The following is a 21,336-nucleotide window of genomic DNA, read 5'->3' on the forward strand; positions in this document are numbered from 1 at the left end:
CATGGATGACACAGGAGTTTGCGTGACCCAGTCCCCGACCAAGCCTGAAGCCAGGGCCGATACGCCTTACGACCGGCTTGCGGCACTCGGCATCAAGCTGCCGCCCGCCGCACCGCCGATTGCCAATTTCGTGACGCATGTCATTGAAGGCAATATGCTTTACCTCTCCGGTCAGGGGCCTCGCGAAGCCGATGGTTTCCTGCACACCGGAAAAGTCGGAACGGATGTTTCTGTCGAGAAGGCATATGCCGATGCGCGTCTGACGGGCATCAATCTGCTGGCTGTCATGCAAGACGCGCTGGGTGACCTTTCCCGCGTGCGTCGCGTGGTGAAGCTGCTTGGCATGGTCAATGCGGCCCCGGATTTTCTCGACCATCCGCAAGTCATCAATGGATGCTCTGACCTGTTCAACGCTGTGTTCGGCGAGGCGGGACAACACGCCCGCTCGGCCGTCGGGTTCGGTTCGCTACCGGGCAACATCACCGTCGAGATCGAAGCAATCGTAGCATTGCACGGCTAAGGCAAGAGGAGCTTTCAGTGATTGCGCCAACCCATCAGCTTCTCAATCCGGGCCGCAGATGCCTTGACCCGATCGGCGTAGCCGGTCTTGTCGGCAAGCACCTTCTGCTCGGGAAGCACGATGGAGATCGTCGCAACGCAATCTCCTTTGCCGTCGACGATGGGCGAGGCAATACAGGCGACCGAATAGTCGGATTCGCCTGCTTGGATGGACAACCTGTCTTCGAAGGCCCTTTTCGCCGCATCGGAGAGCGTGGCGGCATCGATCTTCGCGCGTCCAGTCGGAGAAATACGGGCGCCGCGCTTGAACAGTTCGATACGCTCCGCCTCCGGCAGATGCCCGACCAGAAGCCGTCCCGAAGCCGTCCAGTTCAGAGGAACGCGCGTGCCGACGCGCGAGGCAACCTGAAAATGGCTTGGACCATCCGCCATCGCCAGAACAAGCATATGTTCGGCATCGCGGCCGCAGACTTGAACGGTTTCTCCCGCCTCTCGGCAAAGGTCGTGCATTTCGTGCATGGCGACGCTCATGAAGTCCAGAGACCGGGCATAAGCCAGGCCGTAGTGATAGAGCCGCGCACCAAGCCAGATCATGCCGTCGGCGTTACGAGCAAGAAGGTTCTTCTCCACGAGGTCGTCTATGATCACATAGACGGTGGACAGCGGCGCCTTGACGGCTTTCGCAATGGCATAGGCACCGGCGGGCGCGCCGGTTTCGTACAGATAATCAATAACCTGCAATGCCCTGTCGATGCCGCTCACGCGGGAACGCCGGGCCTTGCCCTCGGACTCAACCGCAGATGTCTCGTCGGAAAGTTCATCCGATGACCTCTTCAAATCCACAGCGCACTCCCGCATCTAAAAGAACCTATTGCATTACTATGGCATAGTTGAAGGCCGGGCAACAGAAATTCGAGCCCTCATGGCTCAACGAACGGAGAATGAGAATGTCTGACGATATACGCACGAAACTCGGTCTGCGCCCGGTCATCAATGTATCCGGCACGATGACGAGCCTTGGCGCCTCCATTGTCGTTCCGGAAGCCGTGGCTGCCATGGCGGCAATCCTGCCGCAGTTCGTGGAGATCAACGATCTGCAGCGCAAGGCAAGTGCCATCATTGCGCGTCTCACAGGTGGGGAAGCCGGTTTTGTCACCGCATCCTGTTCTTCGGGCATCAGCCTTGCGGTGGCGGCGACCATAACCGGGCCGGACCTGCTGGCAATCGAGCGTCTTCCTGAGACATCGACGGACAAGAACGAAGTTCTTTTGCAGATGGGGCATGTGGTCAGCTACGGCGCGCCGGTTGACCAGTCGATCCGGCTTGCTGGCGGGAAGGTCGTGATGATCGGTCAGGCTACCTCTACTCACCGTTACCATATGGAAAATGCGATCACCGATAAAACGGCTGCAGCGGTGTATGTCGTCTCGCATCACGTTGTCGATTACGGTCTCTTGAACCTCAAGGAATTTGTGGAAATCGCTCATGCCAAGGGTGTTCCCGTCATCGTGGACGCGGCTTCCGAATATGATCTGAAACTGTTTCTGGCACAGGGTGCTGATATCGTCCTTTATTCCGGCCACAAGTTTCTCGGTGGCCCCACCTCCGGCATCGTTGCGGGCAAGAAAGAACTCGTGCGCAACGCCTTCCTGCAAAATATGGGAATTGGCCGCGGCATGAAGGTTGGCAAGGAAAGCATCTATGGCGTCATGGCGGCGCTTGAAGCCTGGGAAAAGCGCGATCATGCCGGTATCCGCGAACGAGAGACTGGTTATCTCGCACTTTGGAAGCAGACGCTTGCCGATCGTCCCGGCGTAACGGCCTTGATCGAGCCAGATCCCACGAACAACCCGCTCGACCGGATGCGCGTCATCATTTCACCCGAGGAAGCCCACATCACCGCCTGGGATCTGGCCGCCGCCCTGCGTAAGGGAGAGCAGCCAATCATCGTGCGGGATCACGAAGTCGAGCACCACTATTTCTATCTCGACCCCTGCAACCTACACCCGGGCCAGGAAAAGGTCGTGGCATCGCGGTTGGCGGAAGAGTTGGACAAGGCCCGGGCGTCCAACGAGATCATCGTCACTCCGTTCGAGGATCTATCCCGTCATCGGTTCGACGGCGCGTTGCGCTGGCCGGACTGAGCCACGCCGTCCCGGCGGTCCTCCTCAAAGCGGACCGCCCCGATGGTGCTGAGGCAGAAAGAACAAGAGGAAAGATCATGACCAACCTTGCCGAGACCATGACCCCCGCTGAAACATCGGCCAATCCTGTTCTGTCGGTGGAAAAGCTGCGGACATCGTTTCTGGTCGATGGCATCTGGAAGCCCGTCGTTCGCGACATTTCATTTACCGTTGCTCCGGGTGAAACGGTGGCAATCGTGGGTGAAAGCGGTTCAGGCAAGTCTGTTACGTCGCTCTCGATCATGCGTCTTCTTCAGCCGGATACGAGCCGTATCGAAGGCAAGGTCATGCTCGGCGGTCGCAACCTGCTGGCACTGCCTGAACATGAGATGCGCAAGGTGCGTGGCAATGATGTTGCCATGATCTTTCAGGAGCCGATGACCAGTCTCAACCCGCTTTATACCATCGGCGACCAGATTTCCGAGGCGCTACTGTGCCATGCACCAATGAGCAAGCAGGAAGCGCGCGCGGAAACCATCCGCATTCTGGAAAAGGTCCGTATCCCCTCTGCCGCCTCGCGCTTCGATGAATATCCGCACCGTTTTTCCGGCGGTATGCGCCAGCGCGTGATGATCGCAATGGCCTTGGCGACAAGGCCGAAGTTGTTGATTGCCGATGAGCCGACGACTGCGCTCGATGTGACCATCCAGGGGCAGATCCTTGATCTCATCAAGACATTGCAGGATGAAGAAGGCACATCCGTACTCTTCATTACGCATGACATGGGTGTTGTCGCGGAAATCGCTGATCGCACGGTCGTCATGTATCAGGGAGAGCAGGTGGAAACTGGCGACACCGCCGATATCTTCCACCGCGGCCAGCACCCATATACGCGCGCCCTGTTATCGGCCGTGCCGGTTCTCGGTTCGATGCAGGAGTTCAATCGTCCGCGCCGCTTCCCCGTCGTCAATGTCGCGACCGGCGAGTCCGATATTCCCGTGGAGGTCAGCGATACGGTGGCGAAAGGTCAGCCCGTTCTTCAGGTGCGAGACCTGACCAAGCGTTTCGATATCCATTCAGGGCTGTTTGGAAAACTCTCAGGCCGGGTTCACGCGGTGGAAAACGTGTCGTTTGATCTCAGCGCAGGAGAAACCCTTGCGCTTGTCGGGGAATCCGGCTGCGGAAAATCCACCACCGGCCGTGCCATCATGCGGCTTATAGAGCCGGGTAGCGGTTCCGTGCTGGTCGATGGACGCGAAATTCTTACGCTCGACAAACAGGAAATGCGCGAGATGCGCAAGACTGTGCAGATGATCTTTCAGGACCCCTTCGCCTCGCTCAATCCACGCATGACCGTCGGCGCCGCCATCGCAGAGCCCTATCTCGAGCACAAGATGGGCGACAAAAAACAGGCGAGGGACGTGGTGGCCGATATGTTGGTCAAGGTCGGTCTGACGCCTGACATGGCCAAGCGCTATCCTCATGAATTTTCAGGCGGGCAACGTCAGCGTGTCTGCATCGCCCGCGCGCTGGCGCTTCAGCCAAAAGTCATCGTCGCCGACGAAAGCGTTTCGGCGCTCGATGTCTCAATCAAGGCTCAGGTCATCAATCTCATGCTGGATTTGCAGCAGAGTCTCGATCTGGCGTTTTTGTTCATTTCGCATGACATGGCGGTGGTCGAACGCGTCAGCCACCGGGTTGCAGTCATGTATCTGGGGGAAATCGTTGAGATCGGTCCACGCGCAGCAGTCTTCGGCAACCCGCAACATGCCTACACCAAGCGGCTGATGTCAGCAGTGCCGGTGCCGGATCCTGACAGACGGCGGATCAAAAGCGGTTCGGTGGCAGAGGAACTGAAAAGCCCGATACGCCCGGTGGACTACGTCGTGAGCCCGGCGAGATACCGTGAAGTATCGCCGGGGCATCTGGTGGCACAAGCCTGACGTCCTTGGGACGTCAGGTGTTCCTCTGGCGTCACTCGATCCGCATACCGGTATCGGCATCGAACAGGTGAAGGTGTTCCTGCTCGAAATCGAGGCCGATCGTCTCGCCATTCCGCACGGGAACGCGCCCGTTTATGACGACCACCATTTCCGGTGTCGTGGCGGTGGTAAGGTAGCTCGTTGATCCCGTCGATTCCACCAACGCCACCGGCGCGGTGAGGGCGCCCGTTCCATTGGCGGCTATGACAAGGTGCTCGGGCCTCAGCCCTACGACCAGCTGCCTGTTCGGCGGTATTGGCCGGTCAAGTCTGATGGTTTGCGGTTGGCCCAGTGCAAGAACAAGGCTTTTACCGTCCGGTCCAGCCGTTGCGGGTATGAAATTCATGGCCGGTGAGCCGATAAAGCCCGCAACGAAGCGGTTGACCGGCCTGTCGTAAAGATCGAGCGGCCGTCCCTGCTGCTCGATGACCCCCTGGCGCATGACGACAACATGGTCTGCCATCGTCATGGCTTCGATCTGGTCATGGGTCACATAAACCGAGGTTGCACCAAGCCGGTCATGGAGTGCGCGGATTTCCTTGCGCATATGAACGCGCAGCGCAGCATCGAGATTGGATAGGGGCTCATCGAAGAGGAAGGCCTTGGGGTTGCGGATGATGGCCCGGCTCATCGCAACGCGCTGGCGCTGTCCGCCGGAAAGTTCGCGCGGATAGCGATGCAGCAAGTCAGACAGGCCGGTCACGGCGGCCACGTCTTCCGCCGCCTTTCTTGCATCCGCCTTCTTGGTGCCGCGAATGCGCAGGCTGTAGGTCAGATTTTCCTCGACCGTCATGTGCGGGTAAAGTGCGTAAGACTGGAACACCATCGCCAGATCGCGCTTGCGCGGTGGAACATTGTTCATTCGCTCGCCGGCGATCACAAGATCGCCGCCTGAAATCGATTCAAGGCCAGCCAGCGAGCGCAATAGTGTGGACTTCCCGCATCCCGACGGCCCGACAAGCGCCACGAATGCACCCTTTGCAATGGTGAGGTCTATGTCTTTGAGCGCGTGATAGGCACCGTAATATTTGTTTACGCCTGACAATTCGATCTGGTTGGTCATTTGAGAGCTCCCGATGTGAGGCCGGAAACGATGCGGCGCTGCAATAGGACGAAGATGGCAAGGATCGGGGTTACATACATGGTGGCATAGGCCATGATGTTGTTCCATTCGCTGGTGTTGGGACCCATGAATGAGTTGAGGCCGACGCTTGCGGGCTGCAATTCGACGTTTTGGATCATCGACTTCGAATAGACGAACTCCCCGAATGCCTGCATGAAAATGAGGATGGCGCTGACGAGAATACCGTTGCGGGCAAGCGGCAGCACGATGTTGAAGAAAGCGCCGATACGGGAATTGCCGTCCACCAGCGCCGCCTCTTCAAGCTCCATGGGCACGGCCATGAAGGTTGCCCGAACAAGCACCACGAAGAAGGGCATACTCTTCGCTGCAATCGCCAGAATGACGGCAAAGCGCGGATAATCCAGCAGCCCGACCTGCGAAAAGCCCACAAAGATCGGCGTGATCATCAGGGATGCCGGCAAGACCTGCAGCATCAGGATAAGGAACAGTCCGATATCGACCCAGCCGTTGCGGTAGCGGGCAAGAACATAGGCGCATCCGGTGCCGAGAACCGCGATCAGTGCGACGGAGCCGAAGGCGATAAGGGTGGAGTTCCAGAGATAACGCCCCATGTTCCGGCTTTCCCAAACATAGGCGAAAGTGTTCCATTGTGCCGTTGAAGGCCAGAAGCTGGGCGGCGTCGCGAACATTTCCGAGCCGGTTTTCAGCGCGGTGATGTACATCCAGTAGAGCGGAAAGAGGTAGATCGCCGCCATGATGATGGCGATGGCGAGCATGAAACGATTGCGGCTTGTGTCACTCATCCGCGCACCTCATGACGTGTCGAGCGCACATAGACAATGGCCGCGAACATCACGAACACAGTCATGATGACAGAGATCGTTGCTCCCTTGCCGAAGTCATATTGACGGAAGGAGAGGTCCCAGGCCCAGTATTGCGCGACATTGGAAGAATTGTTTGGCCCGCCATCGGTAATGGCGGCGAAGAGATCGAACTGCTGCAGGGTGAAAATCAAGCCGAGCGAGATAATCGCGCCGATGGTTGAGCGCATCATCGGCAGGGTAATCGTCCAGAAACGTTGCCAGGCATTGGCACCGTCCAGTTCTGCCGCCTCGTAGAGATCGTCCGGAATGGCTGACAGCCCCACGGACAAAAGGATCATATTGAAGGAGGTACCGAGCCAGATATTGGCGAGAATGACCGCCCAGAGAGAGAAGTTCGGGTCCGAGCGCCAGAAAATGTTGCTGTCGATGATGCCGCTTTCCCGCAGAAAGAAGTTCAACACGCCGAAATCGCCGGACAGGATCCAGTTCCAGATGGCGCCGACGACCAGTCCCGGCATGACCCAGGACACGAGGAACAGGCCGCGCAGCCAGGAGGAGCCCGGAAAGCTTGTCCAGAAGAACAGGGCAAGGCCAAAGCCGACTACAAACTGGCCAGCGATGGAGCCCACAACGAAGATCACGGTATTGTAGAGAATGGGCAGGGTTTCGGGTTGCCGGAAAAGGTCTATGTAATTCTTGAAGCCGACGAACGGCCTGACGATGCTGCCAAGGCTGAACATATCAACCTCCTGAAAACTCATCAGAATATTGTAGAGCAGCGGCAATCCGGCCAGAACGAACAGAAACGCGAAGGGTACGCCAACAAGGCCAATGTCAAACCCGCGTCCGTCCGTGATGCTCGAAACGATCCTTTTCATGGAAACCCTCATTGACGCCGGTGGAGAACCGCCCGACGCCTGAGACGCCGAGCAGTTCTTCCGGGAGGAAAGGTGGATGGCAGCGATGCCATCGGTTTCGTGAAGAGGCTCAAGCCTCAGCCTTCGATAAGCTTGATCTTTTCAGCGGCCTGATCGAGTGCGGCTTTCGGTTCCATCTGGCCCGTCAGCGCTGCCTGTATCGCGTCCTGAATTGCCTTGGAAATCTTCGGCCATTCGGGCGAAGGACCACGTGGCTTTGCATATTTTAGCTGTTCCACGAAGGTCTTCAGGGCCGCATCCTTCAGCGCATTTCCGGTTGACGGAATCGGAAGATCGGAGCGGGCCGGGATCTGGCCGAAATCCTTGTACATGGTCTTGTCCTTCGAGGCGAAGAACTCGAGCGCCTTGAATGCTTCTTCCGGATGTTTGGTGTTGGAGAAGATCGCCCAGTTATAGTCACCCATGGCGGAGGAGCGCTCCGCACCTTCCTTGGGAACGGGGAGCAGGGCCGTGCCCCAGTCGAACTTCGCTTCCGCCAGCATACGGTCAATTTCCCATGGTCCGGAAATCGCCATGGCGGCGTTGCCCGCGTTAAAGGTCGCTGTTGCGTCCCACTGGCTGCGCGTCAAGGTATCGGGAGACGTCATCTTGCCGTCCAGCATTTGCTTCCAGATGGTCAGTGCCCGCACCGCACCTTCGCTGTTGATGGACTTGTAGGTGGCACCGCCCATCTGTGCCCATGGCAGGAACTGGAACGTGCCTTCCTCGTTGGCTTTTGCTGAAAAAGTGATGCCGTAGACGTTCTTGGAAGGATCGGTGAGTTTCTTCGCGGTCTCCAGCAATTCGTCCCATGTCTGCGGCGGCTTTTCCGGGTCAAGCCCTGCGGCCTTGAACAGGTCCTTGTTGTAGTAAAGCGCAATCGTGTTGGTGGCTTTCGGCACGCCGTAATATTTGCCGCCCCATGTGGCGGAGGCCAGCGGGCCGGGGAAGTAGTTTTCCGGTTTGATGACCGTGGATTTTGCGATCATGTCGGTCAGATCGAGAAAGGCTTTGCGCGAGGCAAACATCGCATGATTTGGATTGTCGATGGTTATGATGTCAGGCGCATTGCCGGTTGAATAGGCGCGCATCGCTTCGCTCACGACGTCATCGAATTGTATCTGCCGATACTCGATCTGGATGCCGTTCTTCTGCGCGTTGAATTCCTTGATCAGATTTGGGGCGGGCTGAATATCGCGGTCAAGCGACCAAAGCGTCAGCTTCACGTCTTCTGCCTGTGCACTGATTGCAAAGAGCGAAGCGCTTGTTGCAAGCGCCGTTGCAATGGCAATCGTATATTTGCGGATACCCATAGTTTCCTCCTTTGTGGTTATCCAGAATGTCCGTGAATGGCTGCGCGGCCTCCTCCTTGCCGCGCTTGCATTGAACCAATTACACCGGGTCGATGACGAAGCTGCCGCCGCGTGCCTGCTTGAGATGGTTGAGGCCATGGACCTGTCCGGTCATCTCCAATGCATCGCGATAGACCGGGTCATGCCAACCTTCGATATCGATGGAGCCAGACCATCCCGCCAGCCTCAGTTCCGAAATGATGTCCGTCCAGTTGCTGTCGCCGAAACCGGGCGTGCGCATGAACACGAAAGGATGCTTTCCAAAAATGCCGTGTTCGCGAATGACGTCCCAGCGGATGGTCGCATCCTTGCCGTGAACGTGAAAGATTTTCGAGGCCCATTTGCGGATCTGCGGCAGCGGGTCGATCAGATAGACCATCTGGTGGCAGGGTTCCCATTCAAGGCCGATATTATCATCTGGTGTCTCGTTGAAGATCAGTTCCCAGGCGTCCGGATTGTGGGCAATGTTCCAGTCGCCGGTTGCCCAGTTGCCGTCCATGGCGCAGTTTTCAAAGGCAATCTTCACACCCTTGTCGGCGGCGCGCTTGGCAAGCTCGCTCCAGACCTGCTTGTAGCGCGGCAGGCTTTCGGGCAGCGGCTTGTTACGGACGCGGCCGGTAAAGCCTGCAACGCAAGTTGCGCCGAAATGGTGGGCATTGTCGATGCAATCCTTCCAGCCCTGCAGCGTCTGCAGGTCCATGTCCGTTTCTTCCAACGGATTGCCGAACATGCCGATCGTTGAGATCGTGATATCTCGGTCCCCGATAGCTTCACGGCAGCGTTTGCCGAGCTCTGCAATGTCCTGGCCATTTGTCGTCTGCCAGAAAAATGGTTCAAAGCTTTCAAAGCCCATATCGGCGATTTGTCCGATCCGTTCTGCTGCCTGGCCCTTTGTGGCGCTGACCATGGTGCCGATACGAATGGATTGTCCTTGCTGGTTATTCACTGTTCTCGTCCCTATGCTGCTATGTCGACGGGCTGGCCAGACCTTGCGCTTTCAATCGCGGCAAGCACCATGGCCAGGCTTTTGATGTTGTCGTGACTGACGGTTTCCGGCTCGCGACCGGTGCGGATGGCATTGAGAAAACCAGCGATCACGCTGGCATGGCCGTGCGTTTCGGCCTCATGTTCAGGCATCGGTACATTGATGGGTGTGAAGCCGTGCAGGAGCCCTTGTTCGGTGCCAGCGATTGCCGCCTTGAAACTTTCTTCGCCATCCCATGTCAGCATCCCCTTGGAGCCGACAATGCGCCACGCACTTTCCCAGCTGGTGCGCTCACCCTCGGCGCACCAGGAGCCGCGATATGTGAACACGACGTCGTCCGAAAGCCGGAAGATGGCATTGGCCGCCGCGCCATGGTCGTACCACGACCCTGCCGGGTTTGTTTCCAGGCAATAGACGGACAGCGGCGACTTGGCCGAAACGAAGCGCGCTGCATCGAAAGTGTGGATCGCCATATCAAGAAGCAGGACATTGTCCATCTTCTCACGGAAGCCACCGAAATGGGGGCCGAGGAAAAAATCACAGTGAATGCCGGTAACCGTGCCGATTGCGCCGCTCTCCACCAGCCGACGCATCCGGCGGATGCCGGAGATGAAACGCCTGTTTTGCACGATGGCGTGGATGCGGCCTGCTTCGCTTGCAGCACGGCGCAAATCTTCCGCTTCTTCCATGGATGTGGCCATAGGCTTTTCGCTCAGAACATGGCAGCCGTGGGACAGCGCGGTTTTGACGACGGAATGGCGGGCCGCAGGAATAACCACATCAAAGAGAATATCGGGTTTTGTTTCCGCCAGCACCGCATTGAGATCGGTGCCAACAACGACGTTGCTCAGGTTAAATTCGGCGGCAAGTGAGCGGGCTGTCGTGGGGTCGAGATCGACCAGACCAACGATCGTGACCGCGTCCCGCATATCAGGTGTTTCCTGCAAGGCGCGTAGCCAGCCTTTAGCCATAGCTCCGCATCCACACAAAACGGCATTATATGTCACTGAAAATCTCCTCCAACGGTCACCGTCACTCCTCATGCGGTTTTCCGTAAACGTTTACGATACTATGGACAGAGGACTATTTTTGTCAATACTGTTTCCGAAAACGTTTTCGACGCCGCAGAAAGAGACCTTGATGAAGGGAATACGCCAACTGGCAGAGCATCTGGATATTTCAATCGGCACCGTGTCGCGTGCGCTGAATGGAAAAGCCGATGTCAACGAGGATACACGCCGCCGGGTGCTTGAAGCAGCCAGCCGCCTCGGCTACGTGGCAAATCAGTCCGGGCGCTCGTTGCGGAAGGGATCGACCGGTGTCATCGGCTTCATGATGCAGACCGGGCCGGAGATTACGGGACAGGGCGATACGTTCTTCATGAGTGTGTTCGATGGCGTCCAGACCGTCTTTGCGCGCCACAAGCTTGACCTTGTCGCTTTGCTTTGCTCTTCGGATGAAGATCCGGATGCCTATCTGCAGCGCGTCGTGGCGCGCGGTTTTGCGGATGCGATCATCCTCTCGGCCACCCGTCTTCACGATGCCCGCTTTGAACTGCTCGCCCGCCACAACATTCCCTTCATCACGCTCGGACGAAGCCAGACGGATGTGGGTCAGCCGTGGATCGATCTTGATTTCGAAGGCATGGCAGAGGTGGCAATTGAAAGACTGGTGCAGAACGGTCATCGACACATCGGTCTGATCTGGCCCCATGGCGATCTGAACCTCGGCCACATCTTCATCCAGCGATCTCGCGAGGTGCTTGCCCGGCATGGGCTGTCGCTGGCGGAAGACCATATCTTCCGAGCAACACCCAGTGAGACAGGCGGCTATGGTGTCGCGCGCCAGATCATGGCCTGCGAAACCCGGCCCACAGCTGTCGTGCTTGTCAATGAAACGCTCGTCACCGGACTATATCGCGGCCTCGAAGAGGTTGGGCTGAAGCCCGGCAAGGACGTTGCGATCATCGGACGGCAGAGCTCGCAGGCGCAATTCCTCCAACCAAGCCTGACCTGTTTCAGTCTATCTCTTCGAGATCTCGGCATCAGTCTGGCCGAAAGCCTGCTTTCCATCATGCCGGAATATCAGGCTCATTACCCGGATGCCATCAGGCGCAGGGTGTGGCCGATGGAGTTGATCGAAGGCCATAGCGGCTGATGTTTCGGCGTGCTTTCCGGTCCGGCGGAAACGTGGTGCAACATTATCGTGGCACCATCCATCTTTGATCTAGCCGCGAGAATGTTCTTCTTGCAAAGTGCGGCTTCGTGTACCCACCGGGCGATGTAATAGGTATATTTGCTTGTGAAGATCGATCAACAAACGACAAGGGCTATGAACCGCCGTCTGATCCTTAACCTGATCAGGCGCGAAGAACAGCTCAGCCGCGCCGATATTGCCGCTGCAACCGGTCTTAGTCCGGCGGCGGTGACCTTCGTGGTCAGCGATTTGATTTCCGAAGGCTATCTTGTCGAAGGCAAGACGATCCCGGGGGGAGGAGGGCGCCGACCTATACCGCTGGAAATCAATTATGCCGGTCATCTCGCCATCGGCATCAAGATGAACGTCGGTAGTCTGGAATGCGTGCTGACAGATTTGTCGACCGCAACGCTTTCCTCTTTGACCGTCGAGTTCAAGGATACGTCTCCGAACTCTGTTCTGAATGCAGCCGAAACAGCCGTCTCACGTTTGCAGAGGCTCGCCCCGGAGGGCGCGGGGCTATTGACTGGCGTGGGATTTTCAATGCCGGGCACAATCGATGCGGAGAGGGGCGTATGTGTGAAGAGCCACCGTTTCCTGTGGGAAAATGTGCCTTTCGCCAGCATGTTGCAGGAGCGCGTCAACGTGCCGGTCTGGATGGAAGACGATACCTTGGCATTTGCACTGGCGCAGCATCTCTTTGGCCTTGGCAGGCAACATCGGGTGTTCACTGCGGTGGCGATTGGTGTGGGTATAGGGTGCGCGACAGTCGTTGATGGGAAGGTGCAGCGCGGCGCACATGGTCATGCCGGCAAAATCGGACATTCCTTGCATCAACAGGGTGGACCGATATGTGAATGCGGACGCTCCGGCTGCTTGCAGGCGTTTTACTCCGAGCCGGCCATCGTGGCGCGCTGGCAACAGACAAGGGCAGCGGAAAAGAATGGGAGTGTCGACCGCTATGCGATGAAGGAAGCGGCGCTGCAGGGCGATCAGGCCGCCGTCAGGATCTTGCAGGAGGCGGGTACGGCGATAGGGATTCACTTGGCGCGTATGGTCGATATTGTCGATCCAGAGATTATCATCGTTGGCGGCGAGGCCGTGACATTCGGTGACCTTCTCTTCGATCCGATGCGAAAGGCGCTGGACCTCTATTGCTTTACACAGCCACCCGCTCTGGTTCCGGATGAACGTGACAACTTCTGGAGTAGCGGTGCTGCGGCCCTGGCAACGCAGGGGCTGTTTAATTTCGAAATGACAACGCCCGCCATGACGATCTGACACGACCGGCGAAGGTCGATCTATGACCTTCGCCGGTTGCTTCGGGGACTTGTACCCCTCTGGGAGAACCGTACTGGCGTGATCAGCCAAGTTCTATGACGAGGCAGCCATAGCCCTCGATCGTGTTTTCGCCTGACACATCGCGTCCTGTCAGCAGGTCCTTCCCAGACGGGAGGTTCTCGATCTTTTGCTCAGTCTCAAGGGTGTTGAGAACGAACAATAGCTTACGATCCTGCGCTGTACGCATCACGACTTCCACACCTGCGGGCAAATCCGCAATCAGCGGTTCGATACCAGCTTTTGCGAGGACGACGTCATCCAATACATCCACCAGATCATCGGTGAGATAGGTTGCGAGATAGATCACCTGTCCCTTGCCGACCTTGCGCCGCGTGGCTGCTGCCCGACCCTTGGCAAAGCGGTTAGACCAAGTGGCGATGGTCTCCACGTCATCATCGAGCGTCAGCAACTCATAGAGATGCTCTGCCTCGAGCGTGCGTCCGCCGATGTCGATCGTGTATTTGCGGAAGGCAGAGGAGGATGGAAGAATATGCGGTGGCACGTAGTGACCATCCTCCACGCCACCCCTCTGGAAGAGGCCGTCGCCATCCTTTGCCGTGATACGACCGAATTCTTCGACGCGAACACCGCAGAGTTTTGCAAGCGCCCCGCCTGGGGCCAGTTCCCGGATGATATGGTTGTTGATGTCGCGCGTACCAGTCATTGCGCCGATGATCAGCGTGCCGCCAGCCTCAACGAAGGCTTCGACATTGGCTGTCCATTCCTGGTTCCACATGACCCAATGGGGGATGTAGAGCGCCTTCAAACGGGAAAGATCGTCTTCAGGATGAATGAAGCCGCATGAAATCCCGCGCTCATAGCAATGGCGATGTAGCAGTGTTGCATCGTCCTGCGGAGAGGGCAGACCGATCGGATAGGTCTTGTGGGCTTCCTGATTGTCGAAATCAGCACCGGCGATGCCGATATCCATATGGACCGAGGTTCCGAGCAGCTTGTCCTTGATCTTCGCTATATCGCGCGCAAACTGCTTTGCTTCGTCGAAACGGCGACGCCCGACATCATCATGATCGATCAGGCCCATCCAGTAGATTTCCGCACCGAAATGCGCAGGCCGCCAGCGGAAGAACATCAGGCCATCGGCCCCACGCGAAACGGATGACAGCGCCATGCGCCGCATTTCGCCCGGTTCCGGTGTCATGGTGGTAAAGGCCGGCTGGCTGCCCAGGCCTGAGGCCTGTTCCGGCACGATGAAGTTGCCGGTATAGCTGCGGCAGAGATCGAGCTTCAGCGCCTGTGTGGCACCATGCCCGCCGTTGCGTCGGAACTCGTCATAGAGCATCGGGTAGATGTCGAAACCGATGAAGTCGAGGTCTTTTCCAAAGTCACCTCGAAAATCGATATCGGTCAGATTGCCGAGATTGTGGAAGATGAACCAGTCGGGGTTCGTCGCCCGCAGGATTTCCACCTGATCGCGCTGGAACGCGGCAGTCGCCGTGGCCAGGAAACGGTGATAATCCTGCACGTGGCCGGGGCTCAGATAGGACGGCGCCATCGGGTAGGGCAGCACGACCTGATCGAAATTGTCATAGGAGGTCGCCCAGAAATGGCCGCCCCATGCAAAATTCAATGCGTCAATGCTGTCGTATTTGTGGCGCAGGAAGTTGCGGAAGGCGAGCGTTGCGGAATCTGAAAAGGACTCCGACACCGTCGTGTTCAGCTCATTGTCCGTTTGCCAGCCGATGACATAAGGATTGTCCTTGTAATGCTCAGCCATCGCCTTGGTGATGCGGCGGCTGTGATGGCGCAGCACTGGGCTCGTGGTGTCGCCATGCTGGCGCGAGCCGTGGCTGGCGCGACGGCCCTTGCGGTCGACACGGAGGATTTCAGGGTAGTTCATACTCAGCCAGCGCGGCGGCGTTGCCGTGGGTGTGCAGAGAATGGTGTTGATGCCGGTTTTACCAAGGCCTTCGATGGCGCGGTCGAACAGATCAAAATCGAATTTGCCTTCATAGGGCTCCCAGATGTGCCAGGCAAATTCGCCCATGCGCACGGCATTGAAGCCCGCTTCCTTCATCCGGTCAGCATCGCGCTGCCAGTAGCTTTCGTCCACATGTTCAGGATAATGCGGCACGCCAAGCAAAAAATCGTCAAGGTTAAGGGTGCGCCAGGCCGACAGCGGCGCAGGTTTCGTCCGTTTCATCGTGGAAACTCCAGTTTACTTTTGGGTCACAGGCTTGGGAGGTGTGAGCGTTTTGCCATCGGGGCCAAACAGGTAGCAGTCATCAAGGGCGAAGCCGACGCGGATGGATGAGCCGACATCGAAGGGCACAACCTTTCCAAGCTGGATCGTGACATTGTGCGTGCCGGTGTCGGAGCCGACAGCCATCAGCGGCGAGGCATCCGCATGGACAATGGTTTCCCGGCCCAGATGCTCGACAAGGCGTACCTTCGCGTCGAACGTCATCAGCGAGGGGTCGACATCCTGTGTTTGCAAACGCTCTGGCCGGACGCCCAGCGTTACCGTCTCGCCCGTCTTCACCGAGGCGTCGGCAGTCAGCGGAACGCGGAGGTCTTCAAGTCCAGCAAAGGAAACGACAGCAGTGCCTTGTTCTGTTCTGATGACCTTGCCTTCAAAGAAGTTCATGCGCGGCGCGCCGAGGAAGCCCGCGACGAAATGGTTCTTCGGGTTTGCATAGAGCTCCAGCGGAGAGCCAACCTGCTCGATCTCGCCCTTGTTGAGAACGACGATGCGGCTCGCCATGGTCATGGCTTCAACCTGATCGTGGGTCACATAGATCATTGTCGAGCCGAGTTCGGCGTGAAGGGTCGATAGTTCGACGCGCATCTGGGTGCGCAGGGCAGCGTCCAGATTTGAGAGCGGTTCATCGAACAGGAAAACCTCTGGCGAACGGGTGATCGCCCGGCCGATGGCCACACGCTGGCGCTGGCCGCCAGACAATTGCTTTGGCAGCTTGTCCAGTTGCTCATCAATCCGCAGGATTGCGGCGGCGCGTTTGACCGCAGCATCGATCTCGGCTTTCGGGCGCTTGGCCATGCGCAGCCCAAAGCCCATATTTTCGGCAACGGTCATGTGCGGGTAGAGGGCATAGGACTGGAACACCATGGCGATGCCACGGTCGCCCGGTTCTTCCTTCGTCACATCCCGGCCATTGATTATCAGTTTACCGGAGGAGATCGTCTCCAGACCGGCAATGGTCTTCAGCAGGGTAGATTTGCCACAGCCCGACGGGCCTACCATGACGATGAACTCGCCTTTTTCGATCGTCAGATTGATGTTCTTCAAGGCGTGGAAGCTGGTGTAATGCTTCTGGACGTTGAGGATTTCGACGCTGCTCATGTCAGTCGTATCCTTGCTGATCGGTGAGAGTTGGGTTGTGCGGCTGGCGGAAGCGGTCATCCTTTGACGGCTCCCATGGTCAGGCCGGAAACGAAGTGCTTCTGCATCAGGAAGAACATCACGACAGGAGGCACGGCGACGAAGATCGTTGCGGCCGACACGATGTTCCAGGCAGAGACCCATTCGCCCTTGAGGTTGGAGAGGCCAGCGGTCACGGGCTTTATCGCGTCGCTTTGCGTCAGCACCAGCGCCCAGAAATAATCGTTCCAGATGAAGGTGAAGGTCAGGATGGCGAGTGCCGCCAGTGCAGGCCGCACCAAGGGCACGACGATGTGGATCAGCGTTTGCCAGGGCGACGCACCTTCGGCGCGAGCCGCCTGAAACAGCTCATCGGGAAGGGCGGCGATGAAATTGCGCATGAAGAGTGTCGCAAAGCCGGTCTGGAAGGCGATGTGGAATATCATCAGGGCCCAATAGGTGTCGTAAAGCCCGGCCCACACCATCAGATCCCGGATCGGGATCATCATCACCTGTTGCGGTAGAAAGTTGCCGCCGACGAACAGCGTGAACAGCACCATCGAGCCGCGGAAACGGTAGCGTGACAGCACGTATCCGGTCAGCGTCGAGAAGATCAGGACCATGATCACCGAGGGGATCGTAATAATCATGCTGTTGGCGAAGTAGCGCAGCATCTTGGTCTGCTGGAACACGGCCACATAATTGTCTGTCAGACTGAACTTGGTCGGCCAGCCCCAGTAATTGCCTGCCATCACATCATCGAATGACCGGAAGGACGTCATGATGACGGCAAAGAGTGGTAGAAGCCACAGCGCAAGAATGACGCAGACCATCGTCATATAGGCAATGCGGGTCGCGGTTTTGTTTTCGGGGATAGGACGTGGATACATCAGATCACGCTCCCTTCTCGGCCTTGACGAGGCCGCGCAGATACCAGGCGATGAAGATGGACATGATGAGGAACAGAACGGTCGCAATCGCCGCGCCATAGCCAAAGCGGTAGGAGAAGATCGACTGTTCGTACATCTGGTAGGCAAGCACGGTGGAGGAGCCGAATGGACCACCGGCAGTCATGACCGAAATCGCATCGAAGGAGCGTAGTGCGCCGACCACGGTAATGGCGACTGCAATGAATGCGACCTGCGTCAACTGCGGCAGAACGATATGCCGCAACATCGGCCAGCCGCGTGCGCCATCCACACGGCCAGCCCCGATCATCTCCTCATCGAGATTGTTGAGGCCAGCCAGGAACAGCACCATGCAGAAGGCCACCTGCGGCCAAAGTGCTGCGATGACGACGGCGAAGGTGACAAGGTTTTCGTCCGAGAGCAGTGCCGGTGCCGTGGCCCCAAAGGCCTGATAGATGATGGCCAGCAAGCCGAAAGTTGGGTCGTAGAACCAGCCGAAGATGACGCCCACCGTGACCGCTGCCAGCACCAGTGGCATGAAGAAGAGCGATTTGACGATGCGCATTCCGGCCATCTTCTGGTTGACCAGAAGCGCAATCGCCAGCCCCATGGGTGGCGCCAGCAGGAACATCACGAGCCAGATCGCATTGTTTTTCAGGGAGATATAGAACTGCGGATCATCGATCAGTTCGGCATAGTTCGCCAGGCCGACCCATGTTTTGGCGCCCATGCCATCCCATTCGTGAAAGGAAATCCAGAACGTCTCGATCGATGATGCGATGATGACGACCAGAAAAAGGATAAGACCCGGCGCAAGAAGAAGCGCAGGCGTCAGCCAGTTGCGATGGCGGCGCCACCAGATAGACATGAGACCATCCTGTCGATGAGGAGGGGAGGCAACAACGCCTCCCATTTGGTGTTCAGGCAGAGCTTAGCCGTGGATGCGCTGACGCGTGCGCTCGATCTGCGTGAGGATTTGCTCGCGGCGATCCGGCTTGAACATGAATTCCTGGAAGCCCTTGAGGCCGGCCAGTGCAAGGTCCGGGTCGCTGTCACGGTCGTAATATTGCGCCGTGCCCTTGACCTTCTTCATTTCCTCGACGGCCATTTTCAGGATCGGATCGTCATTGATGGTGCAATCGCTACGAGCGGGCACATTGCCTTCCGGAGACAGGTAAGCGCTCAGATTTTCCGGCTTGTAGAAGAAGGCGAGGAATTCTCGCGCCAGTTCCTTGTTCTTCGAGCCTGATGGCATGTGGATCGAATCCACCGAGAAATCCTCGAATTGCTCGACGCCCGCCTTGATGGTCGGGAAGGGCGCAAAGCGCACATGTTTGAGGTCTTCCGGCGGGAAAACATATTTGATAAAATTGCCGAGATCCATCATTGCGGCCTTCTTCTGGACCAGCGAAGCCGCAGCCGGATCCCAGGCAAACGAAGTGCCGTTCGGCGTGAAGAAATCGGCCTTGATCAGTTGTTCCCACTTGTCGAACACTTCAGTGAGCGATGGATCGGTGTACTTCACCTTTCCTGCCATCAGATCCATGTGGTGCTGGAGACCATTGATGCGCAGATTCATGTGGTCGAACCATCCCCCGCAAGGCCATTGATCCTTGGTGCCCATGCTCATCGGGATGATGCCAGCCTTCTTGGACTGTTCGGCCAGTGTGAAGAAATCATCAAATGTCTTGGGAACGGTCAGTCCGAATTGGTCGAACGCATCCTGACGGTAGAAGAGGCCCCATAGAATTCCGCCCGTGGGGAGGCCATACTGCTTTCCATCGACGGTTACGGAGCTGAGTGTCGTACCGAGAACATCGGCATATTTTTCCCGCTGGACCAGATCTGAAATGTCTTCAAAAAGCCCCTTGTCGACAAAGCTGCGCATACGGCTACCGGAGAACCAGAAGCAAATATCCGGCGGACTGGCCACGAGATAATTGCGGATGGCGGTTTTGTGCGCCTCATGATCCATATTGTTGACGGTCACCGTGACACCGGACGCATCGCCAAATGCCTTGGCGATAGTCTCGAGCACTTTGCGTTGCTCGGCGTTGCCGCGATTTGAAATGATTGTAAGCTGCTTGGCCTGCGCAAGAGCGGGCGTTGATAAAGCCGCGGATGCAATGGCAACGCCCGTACCCTGAAGAAAGCGGCGGCGAGACGTGGGCAGAAATTGCGAATTGAAATTCATCGGTGATCTCCTCCAGTCAGGGTCTCCAAGACCTGACGTGCGCATAGAAATCAAAAACGAAATGTCTCGTCAATAATTAATTTAATAAATAAACAAACCTGAAAGCCGTGTGTCGTCGGTGTTATGGACCTTAAGTTGTGCGCGTTGCCGGTAGACAGTTTGCGATAGGTTGGGCGAAACATGAGGTGATGCGGTGGGCGACAAAACCTCAAGGCGCTCCGGCGGAGACAGCAGGCGCATGTTCTTCGGCGCAGGTCACGGCATCATCCCAAAGGGCAGAGGTCCCACGCTTCATGCCTTGCTACCTGAGACAGCCGCAGGCCGACAGTCCGACCCTTTAAGGTAAGGCCAGAGCCTTTCCGTATCGGGACTGGTTATTTTCAAAAGGGGAGATGCAAGTGAACCGCTACCAGCCGCTTGTTCCTGTCTGAATTTGATTCAGACCTGGAACGCAAAGCGTAGCGTGACCGAACATATTGCGATCACGCCCAAAGCGGCGGTAGTTACTCGGCGAATTTGACGGTCACGCCGCGCTGGCGAAAATAGGCCTGCATCATCTTGCGGCCGGACCGGTTGTTCTGTGGCAGCCTGGTCGAATCGAAAACCGCTTCTTTCACGCCGTCGCGCGCCATGGCAGCCTTCAGGCCCGCTATGTGTTTGTCGATTTCGGCATTGTCTGCCTGAAGCGATTCATAGATTTTGTCGGTTGCTTCGGCAACGGTCAGTTCGCTCACGGTCACTATTCCTTCTCACTCTTTTGAGGACCCGATATCACCAATCGCGCATCTGTCCTACCCCACATCTTCGATGTGAGGCCTTCAACTGTCTTCCCGCGCCGGAAAGCTTCGGAGATCAGCAGAATTCGTTCAGCTTGAGGATTTTGTATGCCTCAATCGCCGCGCGCAGTTCATCCTCAGAGTTTCGATTGCCCTGATTGACGTCGGGATGGTGCATCTTGAGCCGAAGCTTGTACTGAGCCCTGATTTCCTCGGGCGTAGCATCGTGTGAAAGGCCGAGCGTTTCGAAGGCCTTGGCTTCGAGAACCTTCAGCTTGCGCTTCTGCATCTCTGCCTTCTGCGCTTCGCGTTGTGCTGCGGTCTTGCGGGCATTGATTGCTTTTGCCGAACCGGACCGCATTGTCGAAGGCAGCGGTGGCTTCGTTTCCTGATCGATCCGTTTGCCGATCGTCTTGCGGCTGCCGATTGCGGCTTCCTTCTGGTAGCGCGCAACCTCTGGGCTGGAAGGTGCCGTCGTGAAGCTATAGCCCTTGTTGTACTCGCGCACATGCTCGAGACAGAACAATAGATAAAGGCCTTCCGCCTTCGGACCCACGGGCGCACGGTGCGTGCCAGCTTTGTCGCAGCCATCCCAGTGGCATTTGGGGCCTACGGGTTCAGCCTTTGAAACCGCGTTTTTCTTGCGCGTGGGCTTCAGGCCGACAAAAATTTTCGAATCAGCAGTCATGACCGTCTGTATGAACCTCTTGCACATTCCCGGCAAGAATGTCTGCGCCGGAACAGGGGCGTTAATTGTGTCGATTGGAGCGATTATGCAAGCGTCTTGTCGGCATCTAT

At 57.3% G+C, this 21,336-nt stretch carries 19 protein-coding genes; 5 read left to right on the plus strand and 14 right to left on the minus strand.

From position 1 onward, the window contains the following. The first annotated feature begins 1 nt into the window (after position 1). A complete protein-coding gene (locus QRN85_RS02990; protein WP_062587908.1) occupies positions 2 to 520 on the plus strand; it encodes a RidA family protein in 519 nt (172 codons plus the stop codon). A gap of 14 nt (positions 521 to 534) precedes the next feature. Here the strand turns inward: QRN85_RS02990 and QRN85_RS02995 are convergent, their stop codons facing one another. Then, on the minus strand, positions 535 to 1,362 hold the full coding sequence (locus QRN85_RS02995) for an IclR family transcriptional regulator (protein ID WP_502870748.1): 828 nt from the start codon (positions 1,360 to 1,362) through the stop codon (positions 535 to 537). A gap of 104 nt (positions 1,363 to 1,466) precedes the next feature. On the opposite strand from QRN85_RS02995, the gene QRN85_RS03000 reads away from it, so the two are divergent. Both QRN85_RS03000 and QRN85_RS03005 read left to right on the plus strand, forming a co-directional pair. Next, positions 1,467 to 2,663, plus strand: coding sequence for an aminotransferase class V-fold PLP-dependent enzyme (locus tag QRN85_RS03000; protein ID WP_284757176.1), 1,197 nt, complete (start codon positions 1,467 to 1,469; stop codon positions 2,661 to 2,663). A 77-nt stretch (positions 2,664 to 2,740) separates the two neighbouring features. After that, on the plus strand, positions 2,741 to 4,585 hold the full coding sequence (locus QRN85_RS03005; RefSeq protein WP_284757177.1) for an ABC transporter ATP-binding protein: 1,845 nt from the start codon (positions 2,741 to 2,743) through the stop codon (positions 4,583 to 4,585). Positions 4,586 to 4,616: 31 nt separating this feature from the next. Here QRN85_RS03005 and QRN85_RS03010 read toward each other — a convergent pair whose 3' ends face one another. From QRN85_RS03010 to QRN85_RS03035, 6 genes are all read right to left on the minus strand, one after another. Next, on the minus strand, positions 4,617 to 5,687 hold the full coding sequence (locus tag QRN85_RS03010) for an ABC transporter ATP-binding protein (protein ID WP_284757178.1): 1,071 nt from the start codon (positions 5,685 to 5,687) through the stop codon (positions 4,617 to 4,619). After that, complete coding sequence (locus QRN85_RS03015) at positions 5,684 to 6,511, minus strand: carbohydrate ABC transporter permease (protein WP_062587898.1); 828 nt, start codon at positions 6,509 to 6,511, stop codon at positions 5,684 to 5,686. The genes QRN85_RS03010 and QRN85_RS03015 overlap by 4 nt, the downstream gene beginning before the upstream one ends. Then, the gene (locus QRN85_RS03020; protein ID WP_112962301.1) at positions 6,508 to 7,410 is read right to left on the minus strand and encodes a carbohydrate ABC transporter permease; all 903 of its coding nucleotides are present in this window, start codon (positions 7,408 to 7,410) and stop codon (positions 6,508 to 6,510) included. The genes QRN85_RS03015 and QRN85_RS03020 overlap by 4 nt, the downstream gene beginning before the upstream one ends. A gap of 116 nt (positions 7,411 to 7,526) precedes the next feature. Then, complete coding sequence (locus QRN85_RS03025) at positions 7,527 to 8,762, minus strand: ABC transporter substrate-binding protein (protein WP_284757179.1); 1,236 nt, start codon at positions 8,760 to 8,762, stop codon at positions 7,527 to 7,529. Positions 8,763 to 8,841: 79 nt separating this feature from the next. Beyond that, a complete protein-coding gene (locus QRN85_RS03030; RefSeq protein WP_284757251.1) occupies positions 8,842 to 9,708 on the minus strand; it encodes a sugar phosphate isomerase/epimerase family protein in 867 nt (288 codons plus the stop codon). Positions 9,709 to 9,758: 50 nt separating this feature from the next. Continuing rightward, the gene (locus QRN85_RS03035) at positions 9,759 to 10,793 is read right to left on the minus strand and encodes a Gfo/Idh/MocA family protein (RefSeq protein WP_284757180.1); all 1,035 of its coding nucleotides are present in this window, start codon (positions 10,791 to 10,793) and stop codon (positions 9,759 to 9,761) included. A gap of 133 nt (positions 10,794 to 10,926) precedes the next feature. On the opposite strand from QRN85_RS03035, the gene QRN85_RS03040 reads away from it, so the two are divergent. Further along, positions 10,927 to 11,943, plus strand: coding sequence for a LacI family DNA-binding transcriptional regulator (locus tag QRN85_RS03040; protein WP_113091755.1), 1,017 nt, complete (start codon positions 10,927 to 10,929; stop codon positions 11,941 to 11,943). A gap of 174 nt (positions 11,944 to 12,117) precedes the next feature. Next, positions 12,118 to 13,263 (plus strand): ROK family transcriptional regulator, encoded by a 1,146-nt coding sequence (locus QRN85_RS03045; protein WP_284757181.1) that lies wholly within the window; start codon positions 12,118 to 12,120, stop codon positions 13,261 to 13,263. 82 nt (positions 13,264 to 13,345) lie between these two features. Here the strand turns inward: QRN85_RS03045 and QRN85_RS03050 are convergent, their stop codons facing one another. The 7 genes from QRN85_RS03050 to QRN85_RS03080 form a co-directional block, all read right to left on the minus strand. Beyond that, positions 13,346 to 15,484 (minus strand): beta-galactosidase, encoded by a 2,139-nt coding sequence (locus QRN85_RS03050; protein WP_284757182.1) that lies wholly within the window; start codon positions 15,482 to 15,484, stop codon positions 13,346 to 13,348. A 15-nt stretch (positions 15,485 to 15,499) separates the two neighbouring features. Then, on the minus strand, positions 15,500 to 16,642 hold the full coding sequence (locus tag QRN85_RS03055; protein ID WP_284757183.1) for an ABC transporter ATP-binding protein: 1,143 nt from the start codon (positions 16,640 to 16,642) through the stop codon (positions 15,500 to 15,502). Between the two features lie 56 nt (positions 16,643 to 16,698). Beyond that, positions 16,699 to 17,550 (minus strand): carbohydrate ABC transporter permease, encoded by an 852-nt coding sequence (locus tag QRN85_RS03060; RefSeq protein WP_284757184.1) that lies wholly within the window; start codon positions 17,548 to 17,550, stop codon positions 16,699 to 16,701. A 4-nt stretch (positions 17,551 to 17,554) separates the two neighbouring features. After that, positions 17,555 to 18,436, minus strand: coding sequence for a carbohydrate ABC transporter permease (locus QRN85_RS03065; protein WP_284757185.1), 882 nt, complete (start codon positions 18,434 to 18,436; stop codon positions 17,555 to 17,557). Positions 18,437 to 18,499: 63 nt separating this feature from the next. Continuing rightward, on the minus strand, positions 18,500 to 19,762 hold the full coding sequence (locus QRN85_RS03070; RefSeq protein WP_284757186.1) for an ABC transporter substrate-binding protein: 1,263 nt from the start codon (positions 19,760 to 19,762) through the stop codon (positions 18,500 to 18,502). A 503-nt stretch (positions 19,763 to 20,265) separates the two neighbouring features. After that, entirely contained in the window at positions 20,266 to 20,496 is a 231-nt protein-coding gene (locus tag QRN85_RS03075; protein WP_112962401.1) for a hypothetical protein, read from the minus strand. Positions 20,497 to 20,614: 118 nt separating this feature from the next. Beyond that, positions 20,615 to 21,226 (minus strand): J domain-containing protein, encoded by a 612-nt coding sequence (locus QRN85_RS03080; protein WP_062587878.1) that lies wholly within the window; start codon positions 21,224 to 21,226, stop codon positions 20,615 to 20,617. Positions 21,227 to 21,336 lie beyond the last annotated feature (110 nt).

The sequence above is a fragment of the Agrobacterium sp. fls2-241-TYG-188a genome, assembly GCF_030209845.1.

Excerpts from the sequence above, each read along its gene's own strand:
- QRN85_RS03050 (WP_284757182.1), bottom strand. The coding sequence starts at position 15,484 with ATGAAACGGACGAAACCTGCGCCGCTGTCGGCCTGGCGCACCCTTAAC.
- QRN85_RS03045 (WP_284757181.1), top strand. The coding sequence starts at position 12,118 with ATGAACCGCCGTCTGATCCTTAACCTGATCAGGCGCGAAGAACAGCTC.
- QRN85_RS03005 (WP_284757177.1), top strand. The coding sequence starts at position 2,741 with ATGACCAACCTTGCCGAGACCATGACCCCCGCTGAAACATCGGCCAAT.
- QRN85_RS03000 (WP_284757176.1), top strand. The coding sequence starts at position 1,467 with ATGTCTGACGATATACGCACGAAACTCGGTCTGCGCCCGGTCATCAAT.
- QRN85_RS03080 (WP_062587878.1), bottom strand. The coding sequence starts at position 21,226 with ATGACTGCTGATTCGAAAATTTTTGTCGGCCTGAAGCCCACGCGCAAG.
- QRN85_RS03055 (WP_284757183.1), bottom strand. The coding sequence starts at position 16,642 with ATGAGCAGCGTCGAAATCCTCAACGTCCAGAAGCATTACACCAGCTTC.
- QRN85_RS03060 (WP_284757184.1), bottom strand. The coding sequence starts at position 17,550 with ATGTATCCACGTCCTATCCCCGAAAACAAAACCGCGACCCGCATTGCC.
- QRN85_RS03020 (WP_112962301.1), bottom strand. The coding sequence starts at position 7,410 with ATGAAAAGGATCGTTTCGAGCATCACGGACGGACGCGGGTTTGACATT.
- QRN85_RS02990 (WP_062587908.1), top strand. The coding sequence starts at position 2 with ATGGATGACACAGGAGTTTGCGTGACCCAGTCCCCGACCAAGCCTGAA.
- QRN85_RS03040 (WP_113091755.1), top strand. The coding sequence starts at position 10,927 with ATGAAGGGAATACGCCAACTGGCAGAGCATCTGGATATTTCAATCGGC.
- QRN85_RS03070 (WP_284757186.1), bottom strand. The coding sequence starts at position 19,762 with ATGAATTTCAATTCGCAATTTCTGCCCACGTCTCGCCGCCGCTTTCTT.
- QRN85_RS03015 (WP_062587898.1), bottom strand. The coding sequence starts at position 6,511 with ATGAGTGACACAAGCCGCAATCGTTTCATGCTCGCCATCGCCATCATC.
- QRN85_RS03065 (WP_284757185.1), bottom strand. The coding sequence starts at position 18,436 with ATGTCTATCTGGTGGCGCCGCCATCGCAACTGGCTGACGCCTGCGCTT.
- QRN85_RS03025 (WP_284757179.1), bottom strand. The coding sequence starts at position 8,762 with ATGGGTATCCGCAAATATACGATTGCCATTGCAACGGCGCTTGCAACA.
- QRN85_RS03030 (WP_284757251.1), bottom strand. The coding sequence starts at position 9,708 with ATGGTCAGCGCCACAAAGGGCCAGGCAGCAGAACGGATCGGACAAATC.
- QRN85_RS03010 (WP_284757178.1), bottom strand. The coding sequence starts at position 5,687 with ATGACCAACCAGATCGAATTGTCAGGCGTAAACAAATATTACGGTGCC.